Source organism: Acinetobacter sp. FDAARGOS_559 (assembly GCF_003940475.1).
Taxonomy (GTDB): Bacteria; Pseudomonadota; Gammaproteobacteria; order Pseudomonadales; family Moraxellaceae; genus Acinetobacter; species Acinetobacter baumannii.
In genome coordinates this window covers 497,057-509,814 of record NZ_RKJG01000005.1, presented here as the reverse complement: position 1 = coordinate 509,814, position 12,758 = coordinate 497,057, and the positions used below count along the sequence as shown (strand labels likewise).

General features: G+C 36.8%; 13 protein-coding genes. 4 read left to right on the top strand and 9 right to left on the bottom strand.

What is annotated here, in order from left to right:
* Window positions 1-7: 7 nt before the first annotated feature.
* Window positions 8-2,866, bottom strand: a complete 2,859-nt coding sequence (gene ptsP / locus EGS71_RS03910) for a phosphoenolpyruvate--protein phosphotransferase (RefSeq protein ID WP_000880354.1) — start codon at window positions 2,864-2,866, stop codon at window positions 8-10.
* A gap of 224 nt (window positions 2,867-3,090) precedes the next feature.
* Window positions 3,091-3,951 (bottom strand): alpha/beta fold hydrolase, encoded by an 861-nt coding sequence (locus EGS71_RS03905; RefSeq protein WP_000361710.1) that lies wholly within the window; start codon window positions 3,949-3,951, stop codon window positions 3,091-3,093.
* 137 nt (window positions 3,952-4,088) lie between these two features.
* On the opposite strand from EGS71_RS03905, the gene EGS71_RS03900 reads away from it, so the two are divergent.
* Complete coding sequence (locus EGS71_RS03900; RefSeq protein WP_000365974.1) at window positions 4,089-4,544, top strand: hypothetical protein; 456 nt, start codon at window positions 4,089-4,091, stop codon at window positions 4,542-4,544.
* 33 nt (window positions 4,545-4,577) lie between these two features.
* On the opposite strand, the gene EGS71_RS03895 is transcribed toward EGS71_RS03900, so the two are convergent.
* From EGS71_RS03895 to brnQ, 3 genes are all read right to left on the bottom strand, one after another.
* Window positions 4,578-4,823 carry a hypothetical protein gene (locus EGS71_RS03895; protein ID WP_000949688.1) on the bottom strand — a complete coding sequence of 82 codons (246 nt, stop codon included), beginning with the start codon at window positions 4,821-4,823 and terminating at the stop codon, window positions 4,578-4,580.
* 259 nt (window positions 4,824-5,082) lie between these two features.
* A complete protein-coding gene (locus tag EGS71_RS03890) occupies window positions 5,083-5,502 on the bottom strand; it encodes a GlcG/HbpS family heme-binding protein (protein WP_000838063.1) in 420 nt (139 codons plus the stop codon).
* Between the two features lie 191 nt (window positions 5,503-5,693).
* Window positions 5,694-6,995: a branched-chain amino acid transport system II carrier protein gene (gene brnQ / locus EGS71_RS03885; RefSeq protein WP_001186685.1), complete on the bottom strand. Its 1,302-nt coding sequence runs from the start codon at window positions 6,993-6,995 to the stop codon at window positions 5,694-5,696.
* A 352-nt stretch (window positions 6,996-7,347) separates the two neighbouring features.
* On the opposite strand from brnQ, the gene map reads away from it, so the two are divergent.
* Window positions 7,348-8,142, top strand: coding sequence for a type I methionyl aminopeptidase (gene map, locus EGS71_RS03880; RefSeq protein WP_001202777.1), 795 nt, complete (start codon window positions 7,348-7,350; stop codon window positions 8,140-8,142).
* 51 nt (window positions 8,143-8,193) lie between these two features.
* Here map and EGS71_RS03875 read toward each other — a convergent pair whose 3' ends face one another.
* Window positions 8,194-9,096 carry a LysR family transcriptional regulator gene (locus tag EGS71_RS03875; protein ID WP_000954523.1) on the bottom strand — a complete coding sequence of 301 codons (903 nt, stop codon included), beginning with the start codon at window positions 9,094-9,096 and terminating at the stop codon, window positions 8,194-8,196.
* Between the two features lie 243 nt (window positions 9,097-9,339).
* Between EGS71_RS03875 and EGS71_RS03870 the strand changes: the two genes are divergently transcribed.
* Window positions 9,340-9,663: a hypothetical protein gene (locus EGS71_RS03870; RefSeq protein ID WP_000121850.1), complete on the top strand. Its 324-nt coding sequence runs from the start codon at window positions 9,340-9,342 to the stop codon at window positions 9,661-9,663.
* A gap of 46 nt (window positions 9,664-9,709) precedes the next feature.
* On the opposite strand, the gene grxD is transcribed toward EGS71_RS03870, so the two are convergent.
* Complete coding sequence (grxD, locus tag EGS71_RS03865) at window positions 9,710-10,051, bottom strand: Grx4 family monothiol glutaredoxin (protein ID WP_000138830.1); 342 nt, start codon at window positions 10,049-10,051, stop codon at window positions 9,710-9,712.
* A 227-nt stretch (window positions 10,052-10,278) separates the two neighbouring features.
* On the opposite strand from grxD, the gene EGS71_RS03860 reads away from it, so the two are divergent.
* Entirely contained in the window at window positions 10,279-11,487 is a 1,209-nt protein-coding gene (locus tag EGS71_RS03860; protein WP_000129944.1) for an aspartate aminotransferase family protein, read from the top strand.
* A 51-nt stretch (window positions 11,488-11,538) separates the two neighbouring features.
* On the opposite strand, the gene EGS71_RS03855 is transcribed toward EGS71_RS03860, so the two are convergent.
* Both EGS71_RS03855 and EGS71_RS03850 read right to left on the bottom strand, forming a co-directional pair.
* Window positions 11,539-11,970: a CBS domain-containing protein gene (locus EGS71_RS03855; RefSeq protein ID WP_000156920.1), complete on the bottom strand. Its 432-nt coding sequence runs from the start codon at window positions 11,968-11,970 to the stop codon at window positions 11,539-11,541.
* A gap of 140 nt (window positions 11,971-12,110) precedes the next feature.
* Window positions 12,111-12,485: a DUF2750 domain-containing protein gene (locus EGS71_RS03850; protein ID WP_001087274.1), complete on the bottom strand. Its 375-nt coding sequence runs from the start codon at window positions 12,483-12,485 to the stop codon at window positions 12,111-12,113.
* Window positions 12,486-12,758 lie beyond the last annotated feature (273 nt).

Genomic DNA, 12,758 nt, shown 5'->3' with positions numbered 1-12,758 from the left:
CCCAATCTTATAAGTCTTGTTCAGATAGCTGGCGCACAGCAGGGGCGCTATCGCATAGTAAAGCTTGTTGCGCAAGCTTTTGAGCATGGCTATAGCTTAGTGTACGGATTTGAGCTTTTACCAAAGGAATGCTATTTGGGGACATACTCAGTTCATCTACACCTAATCCCATGAGAATAGGTACAGCTTTAGGGTCTGCTGCAAGCTCACCACAGATTCCTACCCATTTGCCATGTTTGTGGGCAGCTTTTACTGTTTGATCAATCAAATTAAGAATACTTGGATGTAATCCGTCTGCTTCCGCTGAGAGTATTGGGTGGCCTCGGTCAATCGCTAAAGTATATTGGGTCAGGTCATTTGTGCCGATACTGAAAAAGTCGACTTCTTGTGCAAGAACCGGTGCAAGTAAAGCAGCAGACGGAACCTCAATCATAATACCAACTTGTAAATTGTCACATGGATGTTGGGCTCTTACTTCGTCAAGAATTGCTTTGGCTGCACGCCATTCTTCAACGCGTCCAATCATAGGGAACATAATGCGTAACGGACGATTATCAGATGCTTTTAGTAGAGCGGTTAATTGCTGTTTTAAAAGCTCAGGGCGTCTTAAAGTTAAACGAATTCCTCTTAACCCTAAGAATGGGTTTTCTTCTTCAGCAATTGGTAAGTAAGGTAAAGGCTTATCACCGCCTACATCTAATGTACGTACTACAAGCGGGCGACCTGCAAGTGCATCTAATACAACTCGGTAATCAGCCTCTTGAACAGCCTCATTAGGTGCACTGCTATGAGACATAAAAACAAGTTCGGTTCTAAGTAGGCCAATTGCTTCAGCACCACATTCTACTGCTTGTGCTGTCGCTTGAACTTTACCCAAATTGGCTGCAATTTCGATTTGGTGTTGATCTAAGGTAATTGCTGGCTCGTGGCTATGGCGTTCAGCTTCTTCACGAATTTGACGCTGTTGCTCACGCTCTTGCTTGGCTTGTTCGATTTGCGCTGCATCTGGATTTAAAACAAAAGTTCCAGTATCACCATTAATAAGTAAAGTGCTTTTCGGATCAATTTCTAGGACTTGTTCACCAGCACCAACAATAGCTGGAATGCCTAAAGCACGTGCGACAATTGCACTATGCGCACTTGCACCGCCTATAGCAGTTAAAATACCTGCGACACGGTCTTTGTTGAGACGAGCGACATCACTTGGCCCCACGTCATGCATGATTAGAATATAAGGCTCTTTAGGCTCTTCAATAACCACTTCACCACATAATTGGGTTAAAACTCTGTCACCAATGTCACGTAGATCTGTTGCGCGTTCAGCGAGTAAACGATCTGGTAGTGCTTCCTGTGCTTTAGCTGCAGCTTCAATATGTTCATGCCACGCAGCTGGTGCTGATAAATTTTGATAAATTTTTTGATATACACCATTAATTAAATCAGGATCATCAAGCATTTCTAGGTGAGCTCGAAAGATTTGTTTAATTTCAGAGGCATCAGCTTTGGCTATGACTTGGTGAATATTGTTTTTTACTGCATGTAGGGCAATATCTAAATTTTCTTTCTCGACTTTTACGCCTGAACCCATACGTTCATATTGATAAACCTTTGGTTTAATCACATGGACGGGTCCAAAAGCTAAGCCACTTGATGCTGCAATGCCCGTATTGTTACCTAATGTCGTAGCATTTGATATTGCAGTTTGAGCAGGGAGCTGGTCAGGAGTTTCACTGGTTACAGGTAGCGCTTCAACTTCTTCACCTAAGCCTTGCTGCACTGCCAAAATAACTTGATCTAAAGCCTCTACGGCATCGGTTTCTGGCTCAGCGATAAAACGTAGAGTTTGGCCACGCTTACAACCTAATGCTAAAAGACGAGTTAAACTTTTGGCAGAAACAAAGCTACCATCGTCTACTGCAACTTGGATGTCGCCTTGAAAGGTTTTTGTAAGATTGACAAGGTGTGTAGCTGGTCGGGCATGTAAGCCGTGTGCATTTGCCAGCACTACTGAACGTTGAGGCCAGTCAGGAACAACGTCAGCTCCAATAATTTTTGCAATTTCGTTTGGAGTTTGAGTTTTATCTAGCTCGGCAACTTGCTCAGGGTTAAATAAAATATCAATTAAACGATTAAATCTTTCATTATCGAGTTGGTCATTGGCTGCTATACAAACGAGGGTGTTCAGCTTTTTACCATTTAGCTCTAAAGCCTGTGATGGTTTAGTAATGCTAATAGCTGGTTGCTGAACAAAGTGATTGCTAGAAATGGACCAGATTTGATCTTGCAGTTGAATGGCCTGTTCTGGATCAAGTGAGCTTAGAAAACCACATTTTACAAAATTATGTTTTTTGAGTGTTTGAGAAGCTGCCCAAAATAAATCTTCGATATCTTGTGCGTCGATTTCGGTTTGAATAAGATTTTCATGAAGCGCTAAAGATAATGGCTGAGCTTGTAGTAATTCGATAATCTGCTCAGGTTTAGAAGCATTCTTTACTTGTTCGCTGACGTCATGCATTAATGCACGAGTAAGAATTTGCAAAACTTGCAAATGTTCATCAGATTTTGCTGCAATCACTACAGCTAAATAAATTTTATTTTCTCCATCCCAGATCACACCTTCGGGAAAATGGGCTAAGCGGATACCTGTTTTTAAAATATATTCACGTGATTGAGGAGTACCGTGGGGAATGGCAATGCCTTGGCCTAAATAAGTCGCGCTTTGTTGTTCACGATTGATGAGTCCCGTTATATATTCAGGCGTAACTAACCCATCTTTTTCTAATATATCTACTAGACACTTTAATGCATGTGTTTTATCAACAGCATGTTGATTCATATGAATATGTTGAGGCTCTAGTGCTAGCATAATTATCCTTGAACAATTTCTTTGGCTTTAGCTAAAACAGAAAAAAAGAAGCTGTTTGCATTAAACAAGTAAATATACCTGTTTTTTGACAACAGCTTCAGATGAATTACCTTAGCAGAACTTTAATGGTATATCGACGCATTTAAGTAAAAAGCTGCTCGTTTTTAATACAAAAAAACCTCTAAGCCGGATTACTGACTTAGAGGCGAAAATAAAAGCAGTGATTAATGTTTAATTTCTTGTTCTAAAATAGACCAAAGTTTTTGATGTGATTTTTTAAATAACAGCATATGGCCAATTGATTTATAGCCTAAATCTTTTGGGCTAAGCTCAATCATTTTTTTATTTGCATTTGGATATAAACTTAATAATTCTTGTACGTTACGTTTGGTTGCAATCTCATCATCATCAGCCCAAATAGCAGTAATTGGACATTGAATATCTGAATGAAAATCATGAAAAATTGTCTTGCCTATGGCGTTTTTTACATATCCGGGACGGCTACAAAACTCTCGCCATTGTTGAGCAACTTTTTTAGGTAGGTTTTCTCCCATACCAATGAATTGAGTTGCTCCATAACCTTTAACAAGACTAGAAATAGGGAAGATAAGATTAAACATAACTGGCGCTAAAACCTTGGTTTTTCCTTTAAGACCTTTAATATGTCCAGTTGAACCTGCAACCGTTATCACTTTTGCGACTTTATTATAGTTAGGTACGACCCCTAGTAGTTGTCCGCCAGCACTATGTCCAATAAGAATAACTTGATTTGCTTTCGTTTTTATTAATAAAGCATCAATTGCAGCAGGAATATCAAGTGTTCCCCAGTCGGTAATACTTGCGGTACTTTGTTTTAAAGCTCCATGTAGGGATTCGCCAATACCACGGAAGTCAAAACTCAATACATCATAGCCTTGTTGGCTTAACCACGTTGCGAAAGAGTGATAAAAGTTTTTAGTTATACCTGTTGCTGGACAAATCAGGATAGGGTATTCAGCTTTCTTTTCTTGAGCAGGATAAAATTGAGCTGCAAGCTGATAACCATCTTTACAGGTAATCCCAAAAGATTCAAAAGTCTTATCCATAGATTTAAAGTTAATTGGCTAATCATTTATCTTAATGTACATGAGTTCTGAAAAGGTACTTGATTAAAATGTGACTATAAAGTCAAGATTTATGTTATATAGCTCATCAAATTTTAATAAAACGAATAATGGAAATTATGGATTTATCAAAAGCTGTACAGCTGGCTATTGTCTTTAGTGGCGTCTTTTTATGGATAGGAATGTTAACTGGAGTATGGAAATATTGGCAAATTCGCCGTTCCGAATTAAGCCGCGCACATTATTATGTAGATATTGCACATAGAAGCAGTTTGCTTTATGCAGCAGCCACACTTATTCTGGCTGTATTGAGCTATTTCACGATTTTAAATGAAGATATTGCTTTATGGTGTGTATTGGCAAATATACTGTTTTTTAGTTTCTCAATTTTAGTTTATATCATCCACGGATTTTTGCAGGATACGACCAATCAGTTTAAACAACCTCATAGGTTAGGACATTTTAGTTTACCTACATGGTTGATGACGTTTATGATGTTCGCCTTAATTATTACTGAGCTATTAGCAACTGCTATTTTAGTGATGGGGACAATTTTATTGTTTTTAAGCAAATAAAAATGGATGATCGCTCATCCATTTTTAGAATTCTTATTTCTGTTGACTAAGTCGTCTTTTAGCTAATTTTCGCATTTTGTGGTCGACAAAGGCCCATACACAAAATACAAAAGAAACAACCATGGCATACATAAAGTATTCGGGTTTCAGATTCCCTTTAATCATACCTTGAAACAGTAAAGTCAGCATAAGAGCAAGCGTCGTTACTCCATAAACAACTGAATCTTTGCTGTTCAGAGTGTTAATGAAGACTTGTTTGTTGAAATGTAATGATAACATCTCCATCCCTCCTTGTGGTTGCGCTAAAACCGAATGTTTTAGTCAAGAATAAGTTTAATGTTGTACTTGTATTTTTAGCTTAATTCAATAGTCAATAGAAAATTTTTTGAACAGTTTTATAAAAACTTCTATGTTTATAAATGGTTAAGGTATTAAAAAAGTAAATATTAAACATTTTTGTATAAAATAATTACTTTTTTAGAAAAGAGAAATTATTTAAATGAAAAGTGTAATAATTTCTCTGTTCTTTAAATTTGCTTTAGCTACTTTGTTTTTTTAAAAAAACATCAATAGCGTGTTGAGCAATTTCAGCATCTTCAAAAGATTGAACACCTGAAACACCAATCGCGCCTAAAATCTGGCCTTCATAAATAATCGCTTTTCCGCCTTCTAGCATACCTTTAGCACTTGGCATACTCAAGAAACCAAGACGACCATTTTGAAGAAGCTCTTCGTAAAATTTAGAAGGACGACCGCTCATTGATGAGCATTTAGCTTTTTCTAAGCAAAGATGTGTGGTGAGAGGAGAAGCGCCATCTAGACGTTTCATAAGTAATAAAGAGCTTGTTTCATCAACAATGGCTATACTGACTTTAAAGTTGTGTTCAATTGCATATTTCTGAGCTTCTTCCATTAAAAACTCAGCATCTGCTAATGTTAAATAATATTTACTTTTCATTTATGCTCTTCTTTCCTGAGTAAGCTAAAAATTATTTTAGTGTAATATTACAGTAAAAATTAATTATATCTATAGTTGAATTGTCACTAAATGCTGATGTTAGAAATAAAATGCTGGTTGGGTAAACGCAGCATTTTATTCAATATATAAAATCATGTTTGGGTAAAACTCGATTTCAAAAAAACATCAGATTAAATGCTTTTATGTTTAACTTTGTCGATAAGAGTAGTCACTACAAGAACAACTAAAGATGGGATCAACCATGCCAAGTTTTGTTCATTTAACGGTAAGTGTTGAAGGAAATTAGGAAGGTAATCACCAAAGCCCGCAACCTTAAGCCCGTCAATAATTCCGAAAATTAAAGCAATGCTTGTTACTGAACCGACAATAAAAGATGGTTTATGCCAAAATTTCCAGAAGAAACTGAGCATAATAACTACAATTGCAGGTGGATAAATTGCACTCAAGACAGGTACTGATACGGCAATTAGCTTAGTCAATCCAAGGTTGGAAATAATGAAAGAGAAACCAACTAAGATGAAAACTAAAAGCTTATATGGCAATTTGGTGAGTTGAGCGAAATATTCAGCACATGCACAAGTTAAGCCAATTGCAGTAACCATACATGCTAAGAAAATGAGGCCTGTTAAGAAGAGTGAACCCATATTCCCAAAAGCATGTTGAACATATGCATGTAGGATTACAGCACCATTTGCTGCATTAGGAGCGACTTCATGACTACCCAAACCTAATTTAAATAAGCTTAAGTAAACTAAAGTAAGCCCTACACCAGAAATAAGGCTGGCAATAATTGCATACTTGGTTACTAGCTTGTTGTCAGTAACACCACGCGAATAGATCGCTTGAATAATGACGATACCAAATACTAAGGCACCTAAAGTATCCATGGTGAGATAACCATTTACGAAACCTTCTGAAACAGGAGAGTTAACGTAATGATTAATTGGAGCAGGAACATAACCCGCAGGAATCATAACCGCTGCAATACCTAAAATTGCTAAAGCGATAATTTTCAGAGGAGCTAGAACATGTCCAACTGTGTCTAAAAGCTTGTTCGGATATAAAGAAACGACAGTTACAAATGCGAAGTAAATTGCACTGTAAATTAAAAGGCTACTGCTAGACGTTCCAAAATAAGATGAGAAACCAATTTCATAAGAAACAGTTGCGGTGCGTGGTGTAGCAAATAAAGGGCCAACTGATAGATAACAAACTACAGTTAAGATCAGACTTGCGATACGACCTAGCGGTGAACTAATAATTTCAATGGAACCCTGCATACGAGAGAGGGCCATAATGGTAATTACAGGTAAACCAACGGCAGTAATCAAAAAACCTATGGCAGCTAGCCATACATGATCACCAGCTTGTTGAGCGACAATGGGAGGAAAGATAATATTGCCAGCCCCAATAAAGAGGGCAAAGGTCATAAAACCTAAGGCAATAATATCTCCGGTACGAAGCTGTTGCATAAATTAAATTTAACAAAAAAGAAAGAATTTTAGAGCAAAAGAGATCATGATCAAGCGCTATTTTATGTGAAAAAGCTTTTTTTTAGGCCGTATCAATCATCCAGAGATATTAAAAATATCAACTGGTTAAGTTATCTACTTGAAAACTCATTGAAAGAAATAAAGAAAACATTTTTTAGGTCTGACTTTTTAAAGAAATTGTGTAAAAATGAAAATATAAATTTCTATTATGAATGTTGAATATTTGGACATTTAAAGCTTTCCGCCTATCCTATATCCATTCTAAAATATTCTAAATTAACTAACATTTTTGTAGGCGTGGTAAAAGCAGTGCCTACGAGGATAAAATTGAATGAGAGCTTCTACTGTTACAATTAAAACTGAACAAGATCTAGAAAAATTAAGAGTTTCTGGGCGTTTGGCTGCACAAGTTTTAGAAATGATAGGGGAGTATGTCAAGCCAGGTGTAACAACTGAATATTTAGACAATATTTGTAATGATTACATCGTAAATACTTTAAAAGTTATACCGGCTAATGTGGGATATCATGGATTCACAAAAACAATATGTACTTCAGTCAATGAAGTGGTATGTCACGGTATCCCTTCTCAAAATAAAATTTTAAAAGATGGCGATATTATTAATATTGATGTAGCAATTATTAAAGATGGCTATTTTGGTGATACGAGCCGTATGTACTATGTCGGTAACGTAAATCCACATGCTAAAAAATTAGTTGAAACTACTTATGAAGCAATGGTCGCTGGTATACATGCAGTTAAACCAGGGGCGACTTTAGGGGATATTGGTTACGCTATTCAATCGGTCGCTCATCGCGAAGGATATAGCATTGTTCGTGAATATTGCGGGCATGGTATTGGTAAAGTTTATCATGAACAACCTAATATTCTGCATTATGGACAACGCGGCCAAGGTCTTGTTTTGAAAAAAGGGATGGTCTTTACAATTGAACCTATGGTTAATGCAGGCAAACCTCAGGTAAAAGAGCTAAATGACGGCTGGACCGTAATTACTCAGGATCATTCATTATCTGCTCAATGGGAACACATGGTTGCTGTTACAGATACTGGATTTGAATTATTAACACCGTGGCCTGAAGGTGTGGGAAATTATTCAGAAATTTAATATGCATAAAAAAGTTCGATAATCTATCGAACTTTTTTATGCGGCTTTGATTTATGGATGTTCTGAAAGATGTTCTACCAAATAATCAATAAATACACGTACAGCTGGCAATAAGCCTCTTCGTGACGGATAAACAGCATGGAATATACCGTGGGCTGCTTTCCAATCTGGCAAGATTTGCACAAGCTGACCTGATTTTACAAAATCCTCAGCTGCTGTGTCAGGTAACAAGGCAATACCACAATTTTGACTTGCAAGTTGGGCAAGCATATAAATATTTGTTCCCATGATAGTTGGGCTAACTTTCACTTTCTTCAGTTGGTTGTCTGGGCCATGTAATATAAATTGTTGATCTAAATGCTCTTCAGACAAGCTTAAAATACGATGATCACTTAACTCATCAGGTGACTTAATATTACCAAACTCATTTAAATAAGCTTGGCTTGCAAAGAGACTTTGTTCTATTAGCGCAAACTGTCTTAGTACCAGACTAGGGTCATCATCTAGTTTAGATCTGACCCGTAGAGCAATATCAATTCCTTCATTAATTACATCAACGCGTCGATTACTTACAATAAGTTGTAAACGAATTTCAGGATATTTTTTTAAAAATGCCGGTAAAATTTTGGGTAGCTGGTTTTGTGCTATATCTACAGGAACGCTTACTTTGACTACACCCCTAGGTTGAATACTTAAGTGATCAACCAAATCATGAGCTGCTTGTGCGGCATTCATCATGACTTGGGCGTGTCTATAAATATCCATACCAATATCGGTAACTGCAAAATGACGAGAACTGCGCTGAATTAAGCGAACCCCTAAATTTTCCTCTAAGTTATAAACACGACGACTTAATTTTGATTTTGGAATATCCGTAACACGTTCGGCGGCACTAAATCCACCATGCTCAACAACAAGGGCAAAACAATAAAAATCATCAAGATCTGTGAGCATTAAAATATCCTATTTATGCAACACTAAAGATTTTACATTATTACTTTTGCAACGATAAAGTTTGATTTTAATTTTTTGTAAAAAGCTTATAAATAAACCTTAAAAGAGAGTATTAAATAAGTTGAAATTTCATTGTAATTACATTGAAATTATTTTGTAATTTATTTTCTTAAATTAATAAGCAAATATGGCGCTTATAGGCTAATTCTCCTAAAATATATTTTTCTCGATTTTTTAAATAATATGTCTTACCAGTTAGTTGAATTAGAGAACGCAACCGCTAATATTATTTGCCCGATTTGTAAGCTTGCTGTTATTGATTGGACACAAGAGCAATATGTTCAACCTTGTGAACATACAGTATTTATTGCAATGGACTTAGGATTTGAATTTGTTGCTGACCGTTTTGAACAAGTTATGAATCAAAACGTAGATGAGTTACATGAAGATCCGAACATGAATATTTTTGATGCGATAACGACTACACCATATAAAAATTTAACTATTTTAAAAGCAGATCTTGGTGTAGATGGACTATTTCGTTATGTCGGTATAAGTGATTGTTAAATTTATAAGTATAAAAAAGCCAATCTTTCGATTGGCTTTTTTATACTTAAGCTTCTGGAGCTGCGCTGTATTGTTCGATTAATGGTTTTAATTCGCCATTTTGGAACATTTCAAGCATGATATCGCTACCACCAATAAGCTCGCCGTTTACCCATAATTGTGGGAAAGTAGGCCAGTTTGCAATTTTTGGTAAAGTTGCACGAATATCAGGGTTTTCTAAGATGTTCACATATGCAAATGGACGACCAATTTGACTGAGCGCCTCTACTGCACGTGCAGAGAAACCACATTGTGGAAACTGTGGAGTGCCTTTCATGTAAAGTAAAACGGGATGCTTCGCAATTTGATCGCGAATTAACGCTTCAGTATCACGTGCTTGTTCAGTCATAAATAGATCCTCAACTAATCTTGCAGCATTATAGGGGGTGTTCACATCGCTTTGCAAACCGCCTTGTTGCTTAAAGTTGGACAGAATATTCAATATTTTATTGTATAAACCGAAGCGATAGCAAAAAGCAGACGAAATTTTAGATAAATGAATGATGAGACTTTTCATCAGTGCAAGTTTTTGTTTATATAAACCCTTCTTAAAACCTCATACAGACAGAGTTCGTGATGACTGATATTACCCTAGCTCCAGTACAACCTGATCAACCAACACATTTAATGGCTACTTATGGTCGCCAAGCGATCAGTTTTGTTCGAGGCCGAGGGGCGTATCTTTATACACAAGATGGTACAGAATATTTAGATGCACTCACTGGTATTGCTGTATGTGGTTTAGGGCACGCTCATCCAGCTATTGCAGAGGCCATTGCAGAGCAAGCAGCTTCACTCGTGCATACGAGCAATTTATTTGAAATTCCTTGGCAAACTGCGGCTGCTCAAAAGCTTGCTGAAGTTTCAGGTATGGAAGAAATTTTCTTTTCAAACAGTGGCGCCGAGTCAAATGAAGGGGCAATTAAAATTGCTCGTAAATTTGGTACTCAACAAGGTATAAGCTTGCCAAAGATTATTGTTGCTGAGCAGTCATTTCATGGTCGTACTTTGGCGACACTTTCAGCAACTGGTAACAAGAAAGTACAAGACGGTTTTGCACCTTTAGTGGAAGGCTTTATTCGAGTGCCATTTGGTGATATTGAAGCCATCCAAGAGGCTGCCTTACAGCATCCAGATATCGTTGCTATTTTAATTGAACCAATTCAAGGTGAAGGTGGTATTAATACTGCACCACAAGGATTTAGCTATTTAGAAGAAGTTCGCCAAATTTGTAACCAGCATAACTGGTTAATGATGCTAGATGAAATCCAAACTGGTAATGGCCGTACTGGTAAATACTTTGCGTATCAACATACGAATATTATTCCGGATGTTTTGACTACTGCAAAAGGTTTGGGTAACGGTTTTCCGGTGGGTGCTGTAATGACTCAAGGTAAAGCGGTAGGGTTATTAGGGCCTGGCAGTCATGGTTCTACTTATGGTGGTACAGTATTGGGTTCTCGTGTGGTTTACACGGTAATTGATACGATCCAGAAGGAAAATGCAGTAGAGAATGCAGCAGTAGTGGGTAATTATATTGTTGACCAATTACGTGCTCAATTGTCGGATAAGAATGTGCAAGTACGTGGTTTCGGTATGATGATTGGTATCCAATTACCTAAAGATTGTGCTGAGCTCGTTGCGATTGCTCGTGATGAATACAAACTTATTATTAACGTTACGGCAGGTTCGGTGGTTCGTTTATTACCGCCAATTAACATGACACAAGCTCAAGCTGATATTTTGCTAGAGCGTTTAGTCGCATTAATTACGAATTATCTTTAAGTTTAAAAACAATAAAAATGGGCGTTAATCGCCCATTTTTATTTTTTCTATTTAGCCTGAAATATATTGTTTTAATTGTTCAATCAAAACTTTCTGGTCTTCCATTGCGGCTTTAACCAAGTCACCAATTGAAATGAAACCAACCAATTTTCCATTATCTAATACAGGTAAGTGACGTAAATGACGATCAGTCATGAGCTGTAAACATTCTTCAACCGTATTATTTAAACCTACCGTAATCACTTTTGCTGTCATAATTTCAGCAACAGTAGTGCTATAAGATGAGCGCTCCATAAGCGTTACTTTTCGTGTGTAATCGCGTTCAGATAATATTCCAACAACTTGTTCACCTTCTGCTACGACTAAAGCACCAATACCTTTTTCAGCCATAATCGTAATTGCTTCGAGGACAGTTGCTTCGGGTGAAATTGTAAAAATGGCTTGTTCAGATTTGTTCTTAATTACTTGTGCAACGATAGTCATTTCTTCTGTCCTGTTGTTTTATCATTTTGATTTAAATTAGCTCGATTTTTGAAAAATGCAAAGACTTGCTAGTCATTCAAATATAAGTTTTATGCTTAAGCGTTCAAAAAGCACGCTATCTTGGGTAGCTCAAAGAAACTTTAAGCTACCTGCCATTTTGGATGATTAAAAAAGAAATGATGCATTTGCTGTGTAGATAACTTCAACTTGCGATGAGATGAGTTAAATAAAGCAGGAGTGACTTTTAACCGTGTTAAAGTAGGTAATAAAGATTCATGGAAGTCTTTTGGGGTAATTTTTCTTGGCTTGTAATTGGGCCAGTGAGTTTTGGCGTATCGATGTGCTTGTACTCCATTTAGCCAGAACGGAAAAATAAAATCTTCCTGATCTGATTTAATGGCCCAGCCTTCATCAAATAGTCCCCACAGAACCCCGCAGTACATCATGGTTCTTAAAATATAAATCTTGATCATCAAGTCTTTAGAAACCGGTTGTAGATTACTTAAACTGTTCATTTTAAATTTAAAGGTTTTCAACTTGTCCTGCTTATTATAAGAGAACCACATGACATTTCAGTTTAAACAGGTGTCAAATCGTAAACAAATATTGATGAGTAGAAATATCTATACAAATAAATGCTGGATAAGGGGGACTTTCTAAGTCACGACTGAAGTGGCGAAGTAAGGCTTTAGATAAATAGGTAATTTTGGTTTTGTATAGGTATAAAAAATGCCACCTGAGCAAGACAAAGCAGCTAAAGCTTTGACAAAGCGCAAGATGAACGAAGT

What these genes read in the sequence shown, in the direction of transcription:
- EGS71_RS03890 (WP_000838063.1), bottom strand. Translation starts at nt 5,502, where the DNA reads ATGAAAAGTAAATATTATTTAACATTAGCAGATGCTGAGTTTTTAATG.
- EGS71_RS03875 (WP_000954523.1), bottom strand. Translation starts at nt 9,096, where the DNA reads ATGCTCACAGATCTTGATGATTTTTATTGTTTTGCCCTTGTTGTTGAG.
- EGS71_RS03905 (WP_000361710.1), bottom strand. Translation starts at nt 3,951, where the DNA reads ATGGATAAGACTTTTGAATCTTTTGGGATTACCTGTAAAGATGGTTAT.
- EGS71_RS03870 (WP_000121850.1), top strand. Translation starts at nt 9,340, where the DNA reads ATGTCTTACCAGTTAGTTGAATTAGAGAACGCAACCGCTAATATTATT.
- map (WP_001202777.1), top strand. Translation starts at nt 7,348, where the DNA reads ATGAGAGCTTCTACTGTTACAATTAAAACTGAACAAGATCTAGAAAAA.
- EGS71_RS03855 (WP_000156920.1), bottom strand. Translation starts at nt 11,970, where the DNA reads ATGACTATCGTTGCACAAGTAATTAAGAACAAATCTGAACAAGCCATT.
- EGS71_RS03860 (WP_000129944.1), top strand. Translation starts at nt 10,279, where the DNA reads ATGACTGATATTACCCTAGCTCCAGTACAACCTGATCAACCAACACAT.
- ptsP (WP_000880354.1), bottom strand. Translation starts at nt 2,866, where the DNA reads ATGCTAGCACTAGAGCCTCAACATATTCATATGAATCAACATGCTGTT.
- EGS71_RS03850 (WP_001087274.1), bottom strand. Translation starts at nt 12,485, where the DNA reads ATGAACAGTTTAAGTAATCTACAACCGGTTTCTAAAGACTTGATGATC.
- brnQ (WP_001186685.1), bottom strand. Translation starts at nt 6,995, where the DNA reads ATGCAACAGCTTCGTACCGGAGATATTATTGCCTTAGGTTTTATGACC.
- EGS71_RS03895 (WP_000949688.1), bottom strand. Translation starts at nt 4,823, where the DNA reads ATGTTATCATTACATTTCAACAAACAAGTCTTCATTAACACTCTGAAC.
- EGS71_RS03900 (WP_000365974.1), top strand. Translation starts at nt 4,089, where the DNA reads ATGGATTTATCAAAAGCTGTACAGCTGGCTATTGTCTTTAGTGGCGTC.
- grxD (WP_000138830.1), bottom strand. Translation starts at nt 10,051, where the DNA reads ATGACTGAACAAGCACGTGATACTGAAGCGTTAATTCGCGATCAAATT.